The organism is Streptococcus mitis (genome assembly GCF_002860865.1).
In the GTDB taxonomy this organism is placed as follows: Bacteria; Bacillota; Bacilli; order Lactobacillales; family Streptococcaceae; genus Streptococcus; species Streptococcus mitis_AT.
In genome coordinates this window covers 471,839-492,421 of record NZ_PKIE01000001.1, presented here as the reverse complement: position 1 = coordinate 492,421, position 20,583 = coordinate 471,839, and the positions used below count along the sequence as shown (strand labels likewise).

5 protein-coding genes are annotated in these 20,583 nt (G+C 39.8%); all 5 read right to left on the bottom strand.

Annotated elements, in window-relative coordinates:
- Window positions 1-187: 187 nt before the first annotated feature.
- The 5 genes from CYK18_RS02430 to rexB all read right to left on the bottom strand — a co-directional run bounded on the left by CYK18_RS02430 (window position 188) and on the right by rexB (window position 20,522).
- Window positions 188-5,779: an SIALI-17 repeat-containing surface protein gene (locus CYK18_RS02430; RefSeq protein WP_101784832.1), complete on the bottom strand. Its 5,592-nt coding sequence runs from the start codon at window positions 5,777-5,779 to the stop codon at window positions 188-190.
- A 41-nt stretch (window positions 5,780-5,820) separates the two neighbouring features.
- Window positions 5,821-12,024 (bottom strand): ZmpA/ZmpB/ZmpC family metallo-endopeptidase, encoded by a 6,204-nt coding sequence (locus tag CYK18_RS02425; RefSeq protein WP_101784830.1) that lies wholly within the window; start codon window positions 12,022-12,024, stop codon window positions 5,821-5,823.
- 218 nt (window positions 12,025-12,242) lie between these two features.
- On the bottom strand, window positions 12,243-13,421 hold the full coding sequence (locus tag CYK18_RS02420) for a hypothetical protein (RefSeq protein ID WP_101784827.1): 1,179 nt from the start codon (window positions 13,419-13,421) through the stop codon (window positions 12,243-12,245).
- Window positions 13,422-13,599: 178 nt separating this feature from the next.
- Window positions 13,600-17,250 (bottom strand): helicase-exonuclease AddAB subunit AddA, encoded by a 3,651-nt coding sequence (addA, locus tag CYK18_RS02415; RefSeq protein WP_101784825.1) that lies wholly within the window; start codon window positions 17,248-17,250, stop codon window positions 13,600-13,602.
- Window positions 17,247-20,522 (bottom strand): ATP-dependent nuclease subunit B, encoded by a 3,276-nt coding sequence (rexB, locus tag CYK18_RS02410; RefSeq protein ID WP_101785305.1) that lies wholly within the window; start codon window positions 20,520-20,522, stop codon window positions 17,247-17,249. The genes addA and rexB overlap by 4 nt, the downstream gene beginning before the upstream one ends.
- Window positions 20,523-20,583: the final 61 nt, after the last annotated feature.

The following is a 20,583-nucleotide window of genomic DNA, read 5'->3' as shown; positions in this document are numbered from 1 at the left end:
TTTTATAGTAAAAGGAAGCAAAACAGTACATAATGTGGTATCGTCAATTGAAACAAGGACAAGATAAAAGAGCATCAAAAAAAGGTATTGCAACTTGGCAATACCTTTTTTGAGGTGCTTTTTGAAAGCCATCAAATGATGACTTTTCAGAGGGAGCAAAAAACTGTTCCCTTTATATTCTAAACATTTAAATGTCTTTTTTAAACAGTTGGTTAAAGAAACCGTCTGTATTTTTAAGAAGGGCTTTGAATACCTTAGATTTAAGAGCTACAGTATGAGAGAAGTCATCTGTTTTTTTCAAATCTTCTTCGACTGCTTTATCAAATAAAGGCCTTAACTCATCATAGTTACTGATATGGACGCCATCAATATCGATACCTTCAAAGCCTTTCTTAGCTTTAGCAAGAACCTCCTCGTACCAATGTCTCTTCCATTCCTCAAGAGTATTAAAGTTTCCTTTCGATACTTTATTAATTATTAGCTTATCGCTTAGTAAACCGTGATTGTTTTTATCTGCTTCTGCTTTGTATTTATTTGATACATAACTGATAAAGCCATTTTCATAACCATAATATCCCCACATACGGAAAGCATTGTGCTTAAACGATAATGAACCAGGAGCTCCAAGACTAGTATTACCACCATAAATACCAGCCATCATATTGACGTTTACATATGCTGAGTTGACAGCATAATCTTCAGGGCGATAACGTCCGTTACCTGGATTTCCATGTTTCGTCATGAAGTTATTATCCACTAAATCATTGACGCTAGATAAAGTCATTACCTTTTCTTCACCTTTCAAATCACGGACACTATCCCATTGGTTTGGACCTAAAAGATCATTATACTGAATCTTAGAGCGCATTTCTTTGTCAATCTTCTTGAACCACTTACTATTGTCTCCTTTAATTTTAGGAAGTACAGCATCAGCTTCTACATGATCAAGCAGCATCATAGCTTCATTGTAGTTTCTCATGTAGCGGTCAATGTCATCACGTGTCTTTAATTTGTCAGGATCTGGGTTGTACCATTGGTTACCATCATTTGGACGATGGTAAGCCATATTAATTCCAAGTGCGCCGTATTCACCATTAGTCGTTGAGCTGTCAGGTGTTTGCAGCATACCTTGTGCATAGGCTTCTGCATTTGTACCAACACGTTGACTGTATCCTCCGTAATAGAGCATTCGGTCATTGACGTGTGTTGTTTCATGTGTAAATGCTGAAATACCAAATTGTGATATTAAATCGGTTACCATAAAGTAAACTTGGTCATTATTGTTTGCACTATCGTAAATACTAGCCATCGCTCCCATGGCTCCATTTGTTGCGTGGAATTTGCCAGTTGGACCATACAATTCTCTAATAGGTCTGATAATTGCCCCGTTCTTTCCGTATCCCATGCTGTTTGCACCGTCGACTCCATGGTAGTTTTGGTTATCCCAAACTGGTGTCGGTACCATATTTTGGCTCTTAAGAAGTCTATCACGAACATTAGATAATGATAAACGTGACCAGAAATCTAAATAAGTTTGTTGAGCATGTGCAACTTCATCAATCTTAGTTTTGAACTCATTACGAGCTTCTTCTGTATGTTTTCCATATTTCTCAAATGAACTGTACGCCATCGTGTTATATGTTGAAATTAAGAACATATGGGCATCTTTAAGCGTTAGAAGTGGTAAAATCATACGACCATGAACACCGTTATCTAAACCATCAAAGACTCTATGACGTTTATTGACAAAGTCAGGATTTGTAGTTTTAGGTTCTGAAACATAAACATTCTTAGCTGAGTGGATAAACCAATCATTGATGTCTTTATCCTCTGTAAACAAACGCATGTTGTATTCTAGGAAGTTACGAAGACTACCTTTACCAGTATTACTTGCAATGATTTCACGATAAGCATCCTGAGTTCGGTCACCCTTTAAGTTCTTCTCGCTAGACCCGATGTTAATCAAGCGATCTAACACACTTGGTGTTTTACCGTAGAAGTCAGGTTTAAATATCATAATGTCTTTGATACTCATACTGTTGTCAGTATACTTAATGTTATAGTAACGGTTCAAGTAAGATAGAGCCATCATGATTTTAGCTTTATTATCGTCAATTTTCTTCACAAGTGCTTTCATCGCAGCTTCGTCACTATTCAATTGATGATCTTCATTTTCGACTAAAGCTTTCACAAATTTATCAAGATTGTCTTTGACGTCAGTAAAGCTTTCTTCTAGATACAAATCAGCTGGATTTCCAATAATTTTACGAACATCTTGCGAATCGTATGTGACTGAAGATAACTTCTCTTTCACATCTGCAATCAGTTTGTCTCGATTTTTAACAACCATATTTGGTGTATAGACAACATCACCAAGACCAGATACGCTATATTCACGCACTTGTTGGACTTTAGAATCCTTGAGTGTGACCCCCATTTCTTCTTTTGTACCATCTGCATAGTGAATCATTATTTTATCGATATCCGATAAATCGGTCACGAATTGACCATCCTTCATTCCCGTAACAGAAAGGACTTCTTTCTTAGCTAAGTTTGAATCTTCTGCAAGTTTGTTACCTTGGTTGACAATCCATTCTTTATTATAAAATGGTTGAAGTTTCTCAATATTACGATAAGCCCGATCTCGATCTACTTTATAGTCTTGGGTTGACTTATATTCATCTTCTCTTCTGGTTAAACGATTTAAGCGATTGACCACAGGTTCGTTGATTTCGTATTTGTCAGCAGTAATATTAAAGGCTGCAATTCTCTTGTTAGCTTCATCTTGACTAATTTCTTTAATTTTGTCACGAGAACGTTTGTATGAATGCTTACCTGAACTGACACCTTTGACAACAAAGTTACGCTCTAACCATCCATTTGTGAAATAACCACCATCGTAGTCCAAATCTGAAGAACCAAAGAACTCTTCACCATTTTCAACTCTCATCATTGAAATATTATCTTCCAGTTTACCGAAAGGAAGATTGCTATTGATAAATCCACCTGTTTCAAGCAAAACTTTAGTCTTAATGGTTCCTTTGGTGACTGATTTACGAATTGAACCGTATTTACCAATTCCCATAGAGTCGTTGCCATTATCTGTTTTAGCAACTAAACCACCTATACGGGCTCTGTTAGCAACAATATCAGCCTCGACATATGCTTTTGCAACATTACCTCTCCAAATCTCACCGGCAATACCAGCCATATATTGACCTTTATCACCAACACCCGTGAGTTTACCGATGAAGGCTACATTTGTCAACTGACCACCACTATCGATTTTATTGACGATACCCGCAATATTGTTATTAGCAACTACACTACCAGTTACCTTAACATCTTCAACAGTTGCATTTTTCACCATATTGGCAACAGGTGCTATTCCGTCAGCCCAAGGCATATTGATATCCACATTACCTAAATTAATATTTTTCACAGAACCATTTTCAACACGGTCAAATAAGGGACGGGCAATGTTATGAATTGTATATTGTTTACCATCAACACTTGATAGATGTCCCTTAAACGTACCTGGAACATATTGTTTGTTAGGTGTTGGTACATTCGTTGCATTCAAATCTGCTCCGATTTTAAATGTACCATTTTTATTAACATTCATAGCCTCTACTAAATCTTTAAAGTTATAGTAGACATTATCTTCTTTAGGTTGGGGTTTTTCTATATAATAAACATACTTATTGCGCGCCTTAGATGGATCAATGTGTTGAATCAAATCTTGAGCTTCAGCAGTGATTTTATAAAGTTTCTTACCTTCTTCAGTCACTTCTTCAATTTTATCAACTGCTAAACGTGTTACTTTATTATCACGACTAGTGATTTTTAAGTACATTTTCTTCACATCTTCATCAGAAGGTTTTTCGCTCATGAAATCACTTGGTGTTTCAGTACCATCATCATTCACCTTCACTAAATTAGTAGATGAAATATTTTTAATTTCGACCTTTTTCAACTCCAAACGCAAAGGTTTTTCATCCAGTTTAGATGTTTCATCACCTTCACCACGGTTGTAAGTCATTGTTGTTGCAATTTTATAATCTTTGAATAAATCCAAACCTTGAATAGCGTCTGTCAATTTTTCTTTAGATAAATCAACTCGCTTAACAACAGTGTCCCCATCTTTAATCTCAGCTATAATGCTCTTGATTTCAGCATTACCTGTATTTTCAAGAGTGTAATCCAATTTAGCTGAACGATCCATCGCATCTTCTGTAACCTTATCTAAAGTCAAAGTTGGAGCAACTTTTGACGTATATTCTGGCAACTCAGCTTGAACTTCTGGTTCTCCCTTTTCTGTGACTACTGCTTCGGGTAAGGCTGGCTGAACTGCGGGTTCCCCTTTCTCAGTCACAACAGCTTCCGGCAACGCTGGTTGAACTTCAGGTTCCCCTTTCTCAGTCACAACAGCTTCGGGTAAGGCTGGTTGAACTTCAGGTTCCCCTTTCTCAGTCACAACAGCTTCTGGTAAGGCCGGTTGTACTTCTGGTTCGCCTTTGTCAGTTACAACAGCTTCCGGTAAGGATGGTTGAACTGCGGGTTCTCCCTTTTCTGTAACTACTGCTTCGGGTAACGCTGGCTGAACTTCTGGTTCCCCTTTATCAGTTACAACAGCTTCTGGTAACGCTGGTTGAACTTCTGGTTTTCCTTTGTCAGTTACAACAGCTTCGGGTAATGCCGGTTGAACTGTTGGCTCTACAAGGTTTGTACCTATTGGTTGCGTATAGTCAGGCTTCTCTGCTTTAGGAGCCTCGTCTGGAACAGTACCTACAGGTTCAGTGTATGCTGGTTTTTCATGAACTGCTGGCTCTACAAGGTTTGCTCCTATTGGTTGCGTATAGTCAGTTTTTTCTACTTTAGGAGCCTCGTCTGGGACTGTACTTACAGGCTCAGTGTATGCTGGTTTTTCATGAACTGCTGGTTCAACTAAATTACCGCCAATTGGACCTGTATATTCAGGTTTCTCATGAACTGCTGGCTCTACAAGGTTTGTACCTATTGGTTGCGTATAGTCAGGCTTCTCTGCTTTAGGAGTCTCGTCTGGAACAGTACCTACAGGTTCAGTGTATGCTGGTTTTTCATGAACTTCTGACTCTACAAGATTTGCACCTATTGGTTGCGTATAGTCAGGTTTTTCTACTTTAGGCGCCTCGTCTGGGACTGTACTTACAGGCTCAGTGTATTTAGGTTTCTCAGCTTTAGGCGCTTCATTAGGGATACTTTCCTGAGTTTCAGATACTGGAACATTTTTTGTCCTCTCATCCTTATGTTGAATTTCTGAAATTGCATTATCATTAAGGGGTAAGTATCCAATATAACGATATCCAGCAATTTGAACTACTCCTTCATTACTTGGAGCTTTCAAAGGATTGCTTATATCGAGAGCTTGCATACTAGAAAGACTAATCAGTCCGATAGTAGTAACTAAGAACAAACTACTAACTTTTTTCTTTTTATGAACCAAAAGGACTAAACTACCAACAGCTAATAGACCTAAAGCTGTAAGCACAGAAGTCGATGAACCTGTTGCAGGAAGAGCTTCCTGCTGATAAATAAGAGCATAACTTGCTTCATTATCAGTAGGAATTCCTGCCTGAATCATACTTTGTTCTTCCTTTGTAAGAGCGCTTTTTTCAACATAATGATAGGTAGAAGCATGGATGACTGACGGTGCAACCAAGACACTTCCGAGTAACACCGAAACAACAATCCCACAGATTTTTCGGATCGAAAATCGTTCTTTTTTAAATAATGACAAGCGTAATCACCTTCTTTAATTTTATTTCCTAACAGTAAACACTATTTTTTATTTTCAAAAATTGAACTTCTAAAATCATCAGTTTGGTCAAGATAAGCTTTAAAGATTGCTCTCTTCAACTTATGAACCGCACTATCTGTTTCTGGATTATAGTTATCCCAATGAGGAGTTTCTGTATCCTTGCGGACAGCTTCATTCATTAGTTGTTGCAACTCATCTATATTGCTTGTAGTTTTGGTTGCAAAGCTTGTCCATGATTTACTTGTATCATTAAAGGTAACTTTATTCAATTTGCTGAATTTTTCTTGTCGCTCTTTATACATGGCCTTTTTAAAATCACTCCAAGTGTCGTATTTACTATTAAATAATTTTTGAAGTACTAATTTATCTGTTACCAATCCTTTAGTCTTACCATATGAGGTAATCGTTTTATTATTTGCCCTAGCATCGGGTTCAAATTGATTTGAAATATATGGCACCATACCATCTTTAAATCCTTTAGCAGCTAATAGTTCATAGGCCATACGACGTCCCATCAGGTCACCTGGCGTTCCGTCATCATTACTTAATGCTGCATAAATCGGCGCAAATAATTTAATAGTGAAGTAGCCATTTCTTTCGTATTCACCTAAGGCATATTCCCTAGACGAAATAATATTATTCTCAATCAAATCATTAAATGAATGTAATTTTTCAGCTTCTTCTGCGGTTAAATCTCTGACAACATTTGTTGCGTAGACATTATTTCCATCTGGATCCTTAACAAATTTATTCTCGATTTTTCTTAGAGTATTCATTTTTTCGTAAACACTCAATTTATTCACAACAGACTGCCCTTCAAGATATTCCAACATATAAACAACATCAAACATATTGTGGACATATTTTTGAAGATCTGTCGCGTCTTTAAATCTCGTAGTTGGATCGAGTATTTGTAATCGTTCTTCTTCTTTACTATCCGATTTTAAATGTTTCAAGATCGAGTTGATGGTGATTGTCGCATCATCTGGATGGTCTGGTGCTTGTAATAAGCCTTTGGCAAAGAACTCTGGTCCCAAGCCACTTCTTCGACCATAGCCACCAAGATAGATGTCCTGATCTGAGTCATGCGTCATTTCATGTGTATAAGTGATAGCTCCATCCTTATCCAACATACGATAACCCATATAATAAACGGCATCCCCTGTAGCATAAGCACCGTGTCCATTATGACCAACTTTATTTCCAACAGGTCCAAAGAAATGTTTCATTGCAGGATTTGGACTATCAAAATCTGATACTGTTTGGGCTTTTCCATTGGTATGGTCATCTCCAAATTTATAGGCATCATAAAGCAAGATATTTCGGTAAAGCTTCTCACGCCCTTCCTTATCTAGAATACGATACCAATAATCGTAGTGATCTCGTTGACGCTCTGCTGTTTCGTGAGCACTCTTTTCAACAAAGCTATTCAAATCACCACTTGCTTGATGATCTTTATTACGATAGCGATCATAAGCACCAAAGCCTAGACTAGAGATAGTTGAAATGACAAATACTGATCTTTCTGGCAAGGTTAGTAGAGGCAGTACCATGTTACGGTATTTCCAACTGTCGCTAGTGATTCGATCATAGACACCGATAGAATACTTGGTGCCAGCTTTTTCCTGATTAGCTTTTACTTCTGGAATATTAGATTTTTCTTCAACGATTAAGGCTTTTGTCTGAGATTTAAACCATTCATTGTTAGTTTGATGTGGTGCAAATGCTTTACGGTAAACTTCTAAAGCACTAAATAAATCTTTTGTACTGTAGTTATTAGTCAACAAGGCATTGTAAGTAACCACATTATTTTTAGCCAAGAGATTGTTGTAGCCAGATTTACCTAGTTCAATAATCGTATCAAGAGGAGAGGTATTTCCCTTACCAAAGAAATCCATATGGAACATAAGCAAATCTTTTGCGCTAGCCTTGTCAAATTTGAAACCATACCAGCGTTCTAGATAGGTTAATCCTAGCATCAAAGCTTCTTTGTTTCGCTTGATTTTATCAACAATGTAATTGTCAATAGCACTATTATTTCCAGAAACAGCAGCATCAGCTGAAAGTAATTTTTTAAGAGTTTCAGTTAAGTGATCTTTTGTCTTAGTGAATTGCTCATCTAGATAGAGTTCTGTTAATTTAACATTATCCGAAATTCCTAACAAATTCTTAAGAGCAGTTGGATTATACTGCACTGTATTTAAGTCATTTTTAACTCTATCTATTATAGAGGTATAATCTTTTAGGAAAGTATTTGGTGTGTATACTAGACCTGTAGTTCCAATAGTATACTCAGCCAGATTTGCAAAGTCACTATGGTAGGTTAAGCTTACTTTCTCAGATGTTCCATCGTTGTAATGTAGTAATAAGTGATTGATAGAGCGCTTGTCTGAAGTAATATCTGAAACCACTTCCTCATTTTTCATAGCGACAACAGATAGCAGTTCTTTCTTAAATAGATTAGTATTAGTTGATAATTGATTTCCATATTTCACAATGGTGTCTCTATTATAGAAAGGCAATAATTTTTCTATATTTTTATATGCAACCTTTCTTGTCTCCTGATAATGAGCTGCCTTGGTATAATCTACATCCTGTTTAGCAGAATTTGTAAAATCTTCCACGGTTATAGTTTTCTTTGTAGTAATCTCATCTTTCTTGGCTTGAACTGCTGTTTTTTCAATCTCAGTACCACGTTCTACAGTGGAATCAACTGACATTACCTCATCTCCAACTGCTTGAACATTAACTACCTTATTATCTTTATTACTGTAAACCTCTGTCTCCTTCATACCTTTGAAGTGGTAACCAGAAATCGCATTCCCATTTGTAATATTCATATCGCTGAGAACCTTATTCAAGTGGCCGGTATTATCATCTGCTCCACCTTCTTGTGTCCATAGGGAACCTGCAACTCCACCAACTCTAGCGAATGGTTTAGCATTATTTATTTCACCTTCAGCATAACTATTTGCTACAGTTGCATTATTTTCTACGATACCTGCAATTCCACCAATGGTTTGGTTAGAATATTCTGCATTGCTTGAAATAGTTACTGATGCTATAGAATGGCCTACACTAGCATTTGTACCAGTTAATTGACCGACTAGACCACCAATTGCATACTGAGAGGTTGTAACAAAGGTATTTGTTATTCTTCCGGTGAAGCTACTATTTCTTACTGTAGAATTATCAACTTTTTGAACAAGTCCTCCGATACCTAGCTCACCAGCAATGATTCCATTTGCGTGAACGTTATCTAAAGTTGAAGAATTTGTGGCTTCCTTAGCAACTGATGCGACATGATTCTTACCAGAAATATTGATATCTTTTAAGGTGAGATCCTTAACAGTAGAGTGTTCTAATTTATTGAATAACGGCTTTTTCAAATTATAGATAGCATAATGTTTACCTTGATGACTACCAATTAATGTCCCGGTAAATTTACTTGTAACGTAACTTTCTTGGTTTTCACCTAACTCAACCTCACGAGCATTCATTGTTGCACCCAAAGTGAAAGTTCCATCAGGTCTACTATTCATATCAGTTACTAATTTTTTAAATGATGTGTAGATAGGGCTATCGTTTTGAACAAGTTTTGGAAGATAATATGTAAAATTGTCTTGGTATTGATTGTCTACAGATTGCTTCAAGTGTTCCAATCTAGCCGTGATTTTATAGACTGGTTTGCCATCTTTTGTAGTATCCTCAATGTTTGAAACTGGAAGCAGTACATCTTTAAATTTAGCTGACTTCACTTTGATGAAATAAGCAGATTTATTATCTGGTACTTTATCTAAGCTTGTATGTTGTTTTGATTGATTGCCTTCATAACTATAGAGTTCCACATCAGAAACACTTCTTAGTTCTATTGTTTTTTCTGGATCTGTTTCTTTCGGCTTCTCAACGGGAGTTTCAGGTTTTAGTTGCTCAATATTCCCCTTGTATTCAGGAAGTGGATCTACCTGTTCTGGTTCTACTATTGCTCCTGCCTGTGGACCTGTGTATTCTGGTAGGGGGGCAATCTGCTCAGGTTCAACAATAGCCCCAGCCTGTACGCCTGTGTATTCTGGTAGGGGGGCTACCTGCTCTGGTTCGACAATAGCTCCAGCTTGTGGGCCTGTGTATTCTGGTAGGGGGGCTACTTGTTCTGGTTCTACTATTGCTCCGGCTTGCACTCCCGTGTATTCTTTCGGTGCTTCTACCTTCTCTGGTTCTACTATCGCTCCAGCTTGTACTCCTGTATATTCTGGTAGGGGGGCTACTTGTTCTGGTTCTACTATTGCTCCGGCTTGCACTTCTGTGTATTCCTTCGGTGCTTCTACCTTCTCTGGTTCTACTATCGCTCCAGCCTGAACTCCTGTATATTCTGGAAGCGGTGCTACCTGTTCAGGTTCTCCTTTATCACTTACCACAGTATCTGGCGACTCTGGTTGAACCTCAGTCTCACCTTTGTCAGTCACAACCGCTTCCGGTAGCTCTGGTTGGACTGCTGGTTCGCCTTTTTCAGTTACAACTGCTTCGGGTAACGCTGGCTGAACTTCTGGTTCACCCTTGTCTGTAACAACTGCTTCGGGTAACTCTGGTTGGATTGCAGGTTCAACTACTGCCCCTGCCTGTGGACCTGTGTATTCTGGTAGTGGTGCTACCTGCTCTGGTTCAACAATAGCTCCGGCTTGTGGTCCTTTATATTCTGGAAGCGGTGCCACCTGTTCAGGTTCTCTTTTATCACTTACCACAGTATCTGGCGACTCTGGTTGAACCTCAGTCTCACCTTTGTCGGTCACAACCGCTTCCGGTAGCTCTGGTTGGACTGCTGGTTCGCCTTTTTCAGTTACAACAGCTTCGGGTAACGCTGGTTGGACTTCTGGTACACCTTTATCTGTTACAACTGCTTCTGGCAACTCTGGTTGGACTGCTGGCTCACCTTTGTCGGTTACTACAGCTGCTGGTAGTTCAGGCTGAATTGCGGGTTCAACAATAGCTCCAGACTGTACTTCCTTATGTTCTGCACCAGTCTCAGGTTGTTCCTTTATAACTTGAGCTTTTTTAGTACCTTTTTCGACTATTCTTGTAACAGGCGCACTCATTGAAGTTGAAACAATTTCTCGTGAAACCTCTTCCTTGTTTACAGAGAATATTCTGACGATTTCAACTTTCTTACCTAATTTACCTTCTTGTTTTACTCTTACAGTTCCTTCAGCTAAATCAGGATTTTCTTGAATTTCTTCTTGAAAATCTATTTTTGTCTCTATAGTTTCGTCACGATATAAGAGTTCAGGTTTATTCAACTGGCCTGATAGAACTTCATCCTGTGGATTTAATGTATTTACCCCAGTCTTTTCTTTTGGAGAAACCTTCTCGTCTTTTTTCGTTTCTAGATTCTTATGTTCTGCTAATTGTTCTTGCGAATCTGAAGATTGTTTCTCTTCTTTTCTTGGATTCGTTAATTCTGTAGAAAGAGGTTTTTCAACTACTTGAACTTCTGTCGGCTTAGTTGAAGAAACAGGTGTTTGTTCCTGAATAGCTTGTACTGTTGATGGATTCTCTACAAAATTCGGTGTAACATTATAATCCACCTTTTGTTGTTTTGTAGGAGTGGCAACTGAACTCTTTTGATTACTTACTTCAGAATCAGAAGTAGTTTTTCCCTCTTTGATATATCCAATATATGTGTAACCTGAAATGTCTTTAGGAAGAGGCAATTTTTCTCCAGAGGTCAATTCATAGTCCGTATTGTAATTCAGTAAAAGATTATTTTCTAAAGCATGAGCCGATACAAGAACACCATTTCCTATTCCTGCAACCAATACTAAATGTAACACTGTTTTATTCTTAATTTTTTTCTTAGAAACGGCAAAAATTAAAATCCCCAGAGTAGCTAAGCTAGCACCAGCAACTAGGGTTTGCATATCATTCTTACTTCCAGTGTTGGGTAAATCTCCCAGTTGATTTTGGGAATTTAACTTATAAACAAGATAATAAGTCTCATCATCATTCTCCACGTATGTCGGAATATCATAAACGAGCTGATTCTTTTCTTCTGATGATAACTCTGACTCTGTCACATATTTATAGTGAACACCTTTAGTCTCATGAGCCTCTACAGATGAACTACCTAATACAGACATAAAAAACAAACTTGAAATCGTAGCAGATACAAGTCCTACTGATAATTTTCTAAATGAAAAACGCTGCTGTTTTTCACCAAAATACTTTTCCATGATTCCTCCTTGAAATAAAATTTATATTTATGTTACGAAGGCCTTTAATATATTAGTGTATTATCTATAAAAAAGGCATCACACTTTAATTATACTCTTAATTTACCAAAAAGTCTTAAAATTGAGTTGCGTTTTCATACGTTGTTTTATATGCTTTGTTTTATATTATTTTTGGGATACAATAACACCTACCATGAAACTTCCACGGTAGGTGTTACTCATATCACTAATCGTTCTAAAAATGGTTTGAGGCAGTTGAGGAGAATTCCTTCTATCCAGCTTTCTTGTGCTGAGGAGAGATGATCTGCTGGGAGGCTTTCTTTTAAAAAGTCTCGGACTTGTTCTGGTGCGATTTCAAACTCAAAGGCTTTCATTTTATAGAAAAAGTCGAGCAGATGGTCGGATAAGTATTCAGTTGAAAAGGGGACTTCTCCACTTTTTCGATATTCTAATAAGAGCCGAGCAAATCGGGATTTTTCTTCAGGAAGCTCACGAAAATAGGAATTGAGGAGCCAGGTCTGCTTCTGCTTTCTTTCAATTGGATCCTGACTGGCAATTCGTTGGTCTTTTTCCAGCTCTTTTTGGTATTGTTTGGCCTTGATAGCCCGTTCTGTTCTATTTTTACCAAAAAGAATTTTCTCCCACTTGCGTTCTTCTTGGGTTAGGGTTTCTGTAAAGCCAAAGTAATCTTGGTAGGCACGCTCTGCTGGTCCCATGGCTAGAACCAGATTGTCTGCATACTGCTTGGCGATTTTATCCCTCTTCCTGCGCTCTTTCTCAGCCTGGATACGCAGTTCTTGTTCGTAGTCAATTTTCTCCTTACCTAGCTTGACAAGGTAGAGTTGGTCATCTGGCTTTCCAAGTAAAAAGGGTTTGATACATTTTTCTAAGACTTCTTCCATACGAGCCTTTTTCTTTGGCTCTGCCTTGGTCCAACTTCCTCCCTGAAAGACTTCTAGGAAAAGCTGGTAGTCTCTCTCAGGTGAGAACTGATTACCACGATTGGGTTTAAAAACACCTTTTTCCCAGAGCCACTTTAGAAGTCGCTCGTCAAAGTCACTTTTATTGACCTTGATTTTCTCCTTTTTCTGGGCTTTTCTGGTCAGATTTTCAACCTTTCTGAGCAGTTTTTCTTCCTCTTCCAGTTGCTGGTCAAGGGACAATCGATGAAAATGACGAACACAGTCGCTACCAATTGGAAAGAGGCGTTGACCTGTGACACCATTAAAGAGTTCGTAGGCGTACTTGATGGCATTCCCACAGACACAATTGCTACGGCCGATACCGTTAAAAATCAAGGAAACTTCACTCCATTCCTTGGTAGCTTGTTCCCAAGTATCAGCTTTTGAAGCCTGTAACACCGCATCATGCAGGGATTTTCTAACTGGAAGTGTCATGAGGTCTCCTTTCTAATATTCAATGAAAATCAAAGAGCAAACTAGGAAGCTCTAGCCGCAGACTGCTCAAAACACAGTTTTGAGGTTGCAGATAAGACTGACGAAGTCAGCTCAAAACACAGTTTTGAGGTTGTAGATAAAGCTGACGTGGTTTGAAGAGATTTTCGAAGAGTATAAATTATACTTTTACAACTTGAACCTCGTCTTTACCTAGTAAAATCAAGTATTTTTCAATATTTTCAATCGAATAGGCTCGAGATAAAGCCTCTCCGTATAGGGCTAACTGACCACGATAACGGTCTATGAGTTGACTTGGTTCATCATAGCGGTCTGTCTTATAGTCGAATAGAACGATTTTATCCTCATAGAGTAGATAGCCATCAAGGATACCACGGACAACAAAGTCTTCCTGACTCTTTTGGTCTCGTTTGAGCATGGAGAAGGGTTGCTCGCGATAGAGATGGTCGGTATTAGCAAGAATTTCCTGACCGAGTGCTGTGTCAAAGAAAGCAAGAATTTTAGCAAGATTGATCTTGTCTCTGACAGCTGGACTCGTTTGAACTTGTTTGAGAGTTTCTGTCAGGCTAGCAAGTGTTGGTCGCTGGCTGAGGTCAATTCTCTGCATCAGTTCGTGGGTAGCACTACCAATCTTAGCTCCTGTTACCTTTTCTTTGCTTGAAAAATCTGGCAAATCAAAGCTGATCTTCTTGTCTACTGATTGAACTTGACTAGCAATCTCGACACCTTCCATATCCATAACAGGTTCGTAGAATTTCTTGATTTGACTTGGAGTTTGAACACTAGGAAGTTCAATAGCTGCGCGGTGAAGAGTATTATAAACTTCCACCTCCTTCAGCATTTCAAGGGCTTCTTTGATGGTTTCTGACTGACGGTTATCTGCTTGAGAGCTATCTTGTAGAGGGCTCTTGTTTTCCAAGTCTCCGATAGCTTCTCTGGTCAACTGATCTTCTACAACAAAACGATAACTAAAGTTGAGATTGTCCTTAGTAAACACTTTACTGATAGCCCAAAGCCAATCTTGGAAATTCCGTGCTTGCAGTCTAGTATTGCTATTTAGTTTTCCATTTTTATCTGCTGGGTATTCCTTGGCTTCCAGCTTTTCGCGAGAACCCTTGCCGACAAGATAGAGCTTTTTCTCAGCCCTCGTCATAGCAACATACAGTAGACGCATTTGCTCAGAATAGCTTGCCAGCTGTAATTCCTCTTCATTCTGCCTATAGGTCAGACTAGGAATGGAGAGTTTGATGGTTTTAGGATAGTGATCTTCAACTGCTCCTGTCTCCATTTTGGCAATATATTTGACACCAAGTCCATTTTTACGGCTGAGAATGACCTCTGACATGCTGTCTTGCTTGTTAAAGTCTTGATCCATATTGAGGATAAAGACGTAAGGAAACTCTAGCCCTTTACTCTTGTGGATAGTCATGAGCTCTACTGCATCTTTTGGCGGTGCGACGGCCACGCTTGCCAAATCGTGCTGGGCTTCTAGGACTTGGTCAATCATACGAATAAAGCGGGACAAGCCCTTGAAATTGTTCTTTTCAAACTGATCAGCACGCAGAGCTAGGGCATAGAGATTTGCCTGTCTAGCAGGACCATTTGGCAAAGCCCCAACATAGTCATAATAAAAACGGTCGTTGTAAATCCTCCAAATCAAGTCATAGAGGGAGTGGGTCTTGGCACACAAGCGCCAAGAAGCCAAGATATTCAGGAATTGCTTTAGTTTCTCAGCTAGAGCCGTGTGAATCAAGTTTTTCTGGATTGTTAGCATTTTTTGTGCATTGATCAGTTTCTCATAGAGATTTTCTTGGACTTTATCCTCTGCTTTCTGAAGGGACAAACGTGCTAACTCGTCTTCATCAAAGCCAAACATTGGAGACTTCATAAGGGCAACCAAGGCATAGTCTTGCAGGGGATTATGAATGACACGAAGGGTATCTAGCATGACTTGTACTTCTAGAGATTGGAGATAATTATTTTGTTCACCGTCGGTTTTAACAGGAATCCCGTACTCAGACAGAGCGAGAAGAATCTGGTCATTACGACTGCGACTGGAGGTCAGAAGGGCGATTTCTTTAAAGGCAACACCTTTTTCTTGATGAAGTTTCAGAATCTCCTTGATGACTAGGCGCATTTCACCTGTTAGTTTCGTTTCTGCTTGGCTCTCTTCTTCCTCACCAGAGTCGTCCTTGTCGTAGAGGAGAAATTCTGCCTTGTTGTCTGGATTGGGAGTCAGTTTGGTATTGGCAAAAACAAGCTGGTGCATGTTATCATAGTTGATTTCGCCGATCTCTTGGTCCATAAGGCGTGCAAAAACATCATTGGTTGCTGACAGCACTTCTGAACTACTACGGAAATTTTCCTTGAGCAGAATCAGCTTTCCTTCTTGTGGATTTTGCGCATAGCGTTGGAATTTTTCATTGAAAATCTGCGGATCTGCCTGACGGAAACGATAGATAGACTGCTTGATATCTCCCACCATAAAGCGATTGTGGCCATTAGACAGCAACTCCAACATCCGTTCTTGAATATGGTTGGTATCCTGATACTCATCGACCATGACTTCGTGGAAGCGTTCCTGATAAGCCTCACGAACTTGCGGGAATTTCTCTAAAATCTCAATGGTGTAATGGCTGATATCAGCGAATTCAAAGGCGTTTTCCTGGCGTTTACGCTGACGATAAGCCTCTACAAAATCACTCATGAAGGTTTGGAAAGTCTTAGCTAGTTCCCATGTATCTCCATGATAACGTTCTTGATAGTCGAGAATGATTATCTGGTCTGACAGTTGTCCTAGTTTAGCAAACTGGGTCTTTCTCTCTTCGTTGTAGGCATCGGCCAGTGGCTTCAAATCAGCCTTACGACTGGCATTAGTCAGAGATCGGCCGTTTTTCTCTTTTGAAATGGCGACGACACGCGCAAGTACTGCCTGATAAGCCTGACTATCGGACTCCTGATTTAGGGAGCCAATTTCATCCAGAATCAACTGAACATTCTCTAGATAAGCAGCCTTTGCAAACTCCTTGGCATCATTATCCAGATGGTAACGGAAAAAGCTTTCCAAATCCCAAAGGGCTTGTTTGATTTGCTCAGTCAGTTTTTCTTTTTCACTGGTAAAATCAGCTTTCTCAAAGCCTTTGAGGAAAGATTCACTCAGCCACTTTTGAGGGTTGCTGGTGGATTGGAGAAAGTCATAGATTTTATAGACTTGCTGGCGTAGCCCCCGTTCATCCTTGCCACGTCCAGCAAAGTTTTTCAGCAAATGACTAAAGGTCTCTTTCTGCTTACCTTGGTAATGGGCTTCAAAAACCTCATGAAAAACTTCGTTTTTTAGAAGTAGTTGCTCGCTCTGGTTTTGTAAAATCCTGAAATTAGGCGCAATATCAATCAGATAGCCATGTTTGCCAAGGAATTTTTGGGTAAAAGAGTCCATGGTTCCGATAGCTGCGTTGGGTAGGTCTGCCAACTGTTTACCTAAGTGTTGTTTGAGGTCAACATCGCTACTTTCTTGGATTTGTTGGCTGATTTTTTTCTCCAAACGTTCTTTAAGCTCGGTGGCAGCCTTGACAGTAAAGGTTGAGATAAAGAGTTGAGAAATTTCGACACCGCGCGCCAATTGATCTAGAATGCGCTCTGCCATGACAAAAGTCTTCCCCGAACCAGCCGATGCTGAAACCAGGATATTCTGACCAGAAGTGTAGATGGCTTCGATTTGCTCGGCAGTTTTCTTTTGTTCCTTGCTCAAATGCGCTTCTGCTTCTTGCAATTTTTGAATTTCCTTCTCAGTTAAAAAGGGAATAGGCTTCATCGATTCAACTCCTCTCTTATTTTTTCAAACCAAGCTTGCTTGAGTTTTTCTCCGACCAGACGCTTGCCGTCAGCCAAGTCCAACTTTTCTAGGAAACGGGCTTGACCCAAGTGATAATTGGCTTCAAAGCCAGTAATGGCTTGATGTTGCTGGACGTATGGGGCAATGCTTCTGCCATTTTCAGTATAAGGATTAATGGCGAACTGGCCTGCTAAAATCTTCTCAGCAGCTTTCTTGTAAAGATGGGAATTGTAATCCAGTAGGAGCTGGAATTCCTCATCTGTGAGCTGATTGGCCTTGTTTTTGTTGTAAAATTCGCCCAAATGACTGCTTTCTTTTTCTAAAAAGATGCCTTGGTATTTCATTGACTTGCTAGCTCCTACTACTGCACCTGCCAGACTTTTAACGGCCATCAGAGATTGGACAGGTTCAGCCATTTCCAAGTACATGGCACCAAAAAAGTTCTGCTCCCCTTCTCTTTTTAAGGCAGCTAGATAGGTTGGCAACTGGGAATTGAGTCCATTAAAGAAATGGGGAAACTGGAACTGAGTTAGACTAGATTTGTAGTCTACTACTCCTATCGCTCCATCAGCTTTCAATCGGTCAATGCGGTCAACCTTACCTCGTACAAAGACACTGCGTCCATTGTCCAATTGAATCAAGGCTTGCTCTTTCCCACCGAAATTCGCTTCCTCTTTGATGGTTTCGATGGCTGGATTGTGTCGGAGAATATGTCCAGTTGTCCGTGCAACATCAAGCAGAACTTCCTTGGTAAACTGGGCTTCCAAACTTTCTTGATATATAGCTTCAAATTCCCGTTCCTGACTGGTTTCGTGGATAGATTGTTCTAGACGTTTGTCAAAGGATTCTTCGTCAGGCAACTGCAAGGCGCGTTCAAAAATGCGGTGTAAGAAATTTCCGTGACTACGAGCATCTGGACGTAGGCGCAATTCCTCCTGCAAGCCTAGAACATAACGGAGGAAATAACTGTATTGGTTCCGGTAAAACTCTGTCAAACCAGACGTAGACAGGTAAAATTCCTTGTCAGCTGGATAGAGAGCCTGTAAGGTATCCTTATCCAACTGCTTACTGCTTGGACTGGTTGGGAGGGCTGGATTTTTCAGACCTTGCTGGTCTAACTTTTTACCCATGACACGCGACAGAACCTTAACAAAGGTCAAATCTTGCTCAGTATCACTCATCTCGCCCTGCTGGTGATAGGCAACCAGACTAGACAAAAGACTGTGATAGGACCCCATATCCTCCTTAGATAGCCCTTTGTGATTCATCCTCCTCTCTTTTCGACTAAATCCAAAATGGACCAACTCTTGAAGATAGACAGATTCCTTACTTTCACTTTCATTAAAAAGGCTTGGAGCTGACAAGACCAACTGCTTACGAGCAGAATTGACCAAGGAAAGCATAGTGTAACGATTTTTCTTGAGATTTTCACTGCTGGCAATCAGCAATTGTGCCCCTTCCTCTGTCGCTTGGTTTAGGTTTTGCCTTTCTTCATCTGTCAAAAGACTGGTATTTTGCGCGATTTTTGGTAAATTGTCCTGTGTTAGCCCAATGGCGTAGACAAAGTCAGCCGTTAAGGGCGCAATCAAATCGTAACTCTGCACCAGAACGGTGTCCACTGTCGCTGGAATGGTACGGTATTGAGATAGGTTCATTCCAGAATGGAGCAAGGCTAGGAAGTCCTCTAGACTAACCTGTGAACCAGCAAAAACAGTCGCAAATTGTTCTAAAACATGACAGAATGCCTTCCAAACTTCAGTCTGTCTTTCTTGTTCTACAGCTTCCATAGTGGCTGTTAAGTCTTGCAACTGCTTAGTCACCGCTCCTTCTTTTAGAAAGACATTCCACTTTTGCAAGAGATTTTCAGCCTTTTGTTTTCGACTGGCAAAGAGGGTCTCAAGAGGTGCTACAATCCGCAAACGAAGGGCATTTAAACGTTCCAAATCAAATTTTCCGTGGTGGGATTTGGTGAAGGTTTGCTGAAAGGCTGGCAAGCCATTGATACCAAGATAGCGGATATATTGCTCAAAAGCATCAATATCAGCTTGATTAAGGTCGGTATACAAACCTGTTCTGAGGAGGTTAATCAAATCCTCCTGATGGAAACGATAGCGTTTCAAAGCTAAAATAGATTCGACAAACTGTGTCAAAGGGTGGTGAGCCATGGATTCGCTTCTACCAAGATAGAAAGGAATCTGATACTGGTCAAAAATCGTTTTCAGCGATAATTGATAAGAAGCTACATCCCCCAAGAGAATACGGAAATGCTTGTAACTCAGATTTGAGTTCTCGTGTAATTTCTGACGAATGCTACGGGCTACTAGCACCAACTCCTCCTTTTGCGTCAAGCAAGACCAGATTTGTAAGTTTTCACGATCCTTCTCATCGACCTCCAAAGTGAGTTCTGAAAAGTCATAAGAAGACTCCAACAAACGAGAGGCCTTATCAAAACTATCCATCTGCTCATGAGTTTGAGAATAATCCTGGGCAGGAGTTTGGTATTTAGAGGCTAGATGATGGAGAAACTCCACACTGGCTTGGTAGAGATTACCCTCGCTAAAAGGGCTAGTATATGCTTTCTTACTAGCATAGGCTCCAATGACAATCTCAACACCCTTGCCGTGAAGTAAGTCCACAATCCGCTCTTCCTCAGCAGAAAAACGAGTAAATCCATCAATAACCAAGGCGAGTTGAGTAAAATCACTACTAACTTTGTTATTCTCAATAGCCTCAATCAAATGGGACAACTGACTTCCTTGAGCCAATTGACCTTGATTAAGATAGGCCGTTACCTTCTCAAAAATCAAGACTAAATCGGCTCGCTTGTCCTCATCCGTCAAACTCTCCAAGTCCAAAAAACTCATCTGAGCAGTCGTCATCTCATGATAAAGATCAATCAACTGCTGGATAAATTGAGGATCCTGCTTGATAGCTCCATAAACACGTAAATTCTTGGGATCAAGTTCGGCAAGACATCTGTAAAAGGCCATCCCAAGACCGATGTCATCTAGACTGGTCTTGGCAGGCAAATCATTCAAAATCAGGTAACGAGCCATTTGAGCAAAGCGCGTGACGGTAATCGCAAAAGAAGCCTGCTGGGACAAGCATTCCAGTACGGCGCGTTCCTTTTCAAAAGAAAGAGAGTTGGGAGCGATGTAGAAGACCCGCTTGCCAGCAGCAACTAGCTCCTCTGCCTCTCTAGTTAGAATTTCTGTCAAAGAAGTCCGAATATCAGTATAAAGTAATTTCATCTCTGCCTCGTTGGAATTTTTCATTACCTTTTATTATACCATGATTAGACAGCCAAGTCTG

Bases quoted from the DNA above. Each gene is read 5' to 3' on its own strand.
- CYK18_RS02425 (WP_101784830.1), bottom strand. From the start codon at position 12,024: ATGGAAAAGTATTTTGGTGAAAAACAGCAGCGTTTTTCATTTAGAAAA.
- CYK18_RS02420 (WP_101784827.1), bottom strand. From the start codon at position 13,421: ATGACACTTCCAGTTAGAAAATCCCTGCATGATGCGGTGTTACAGGCT.
- addA (WP_101784825.1), bottom strand. From the start codon at position 17,250: ATGAAGCCTATTCCCTTTTTAACTGAGAAGGAAATTCAAAAATTGCAA.
- rexB (WP_101785305.1), bottom strand. From the start codon at position 20,522: ATGAAATTACTTTATACTGATATTCGGACTTCTTTGACAGAAATTCTA.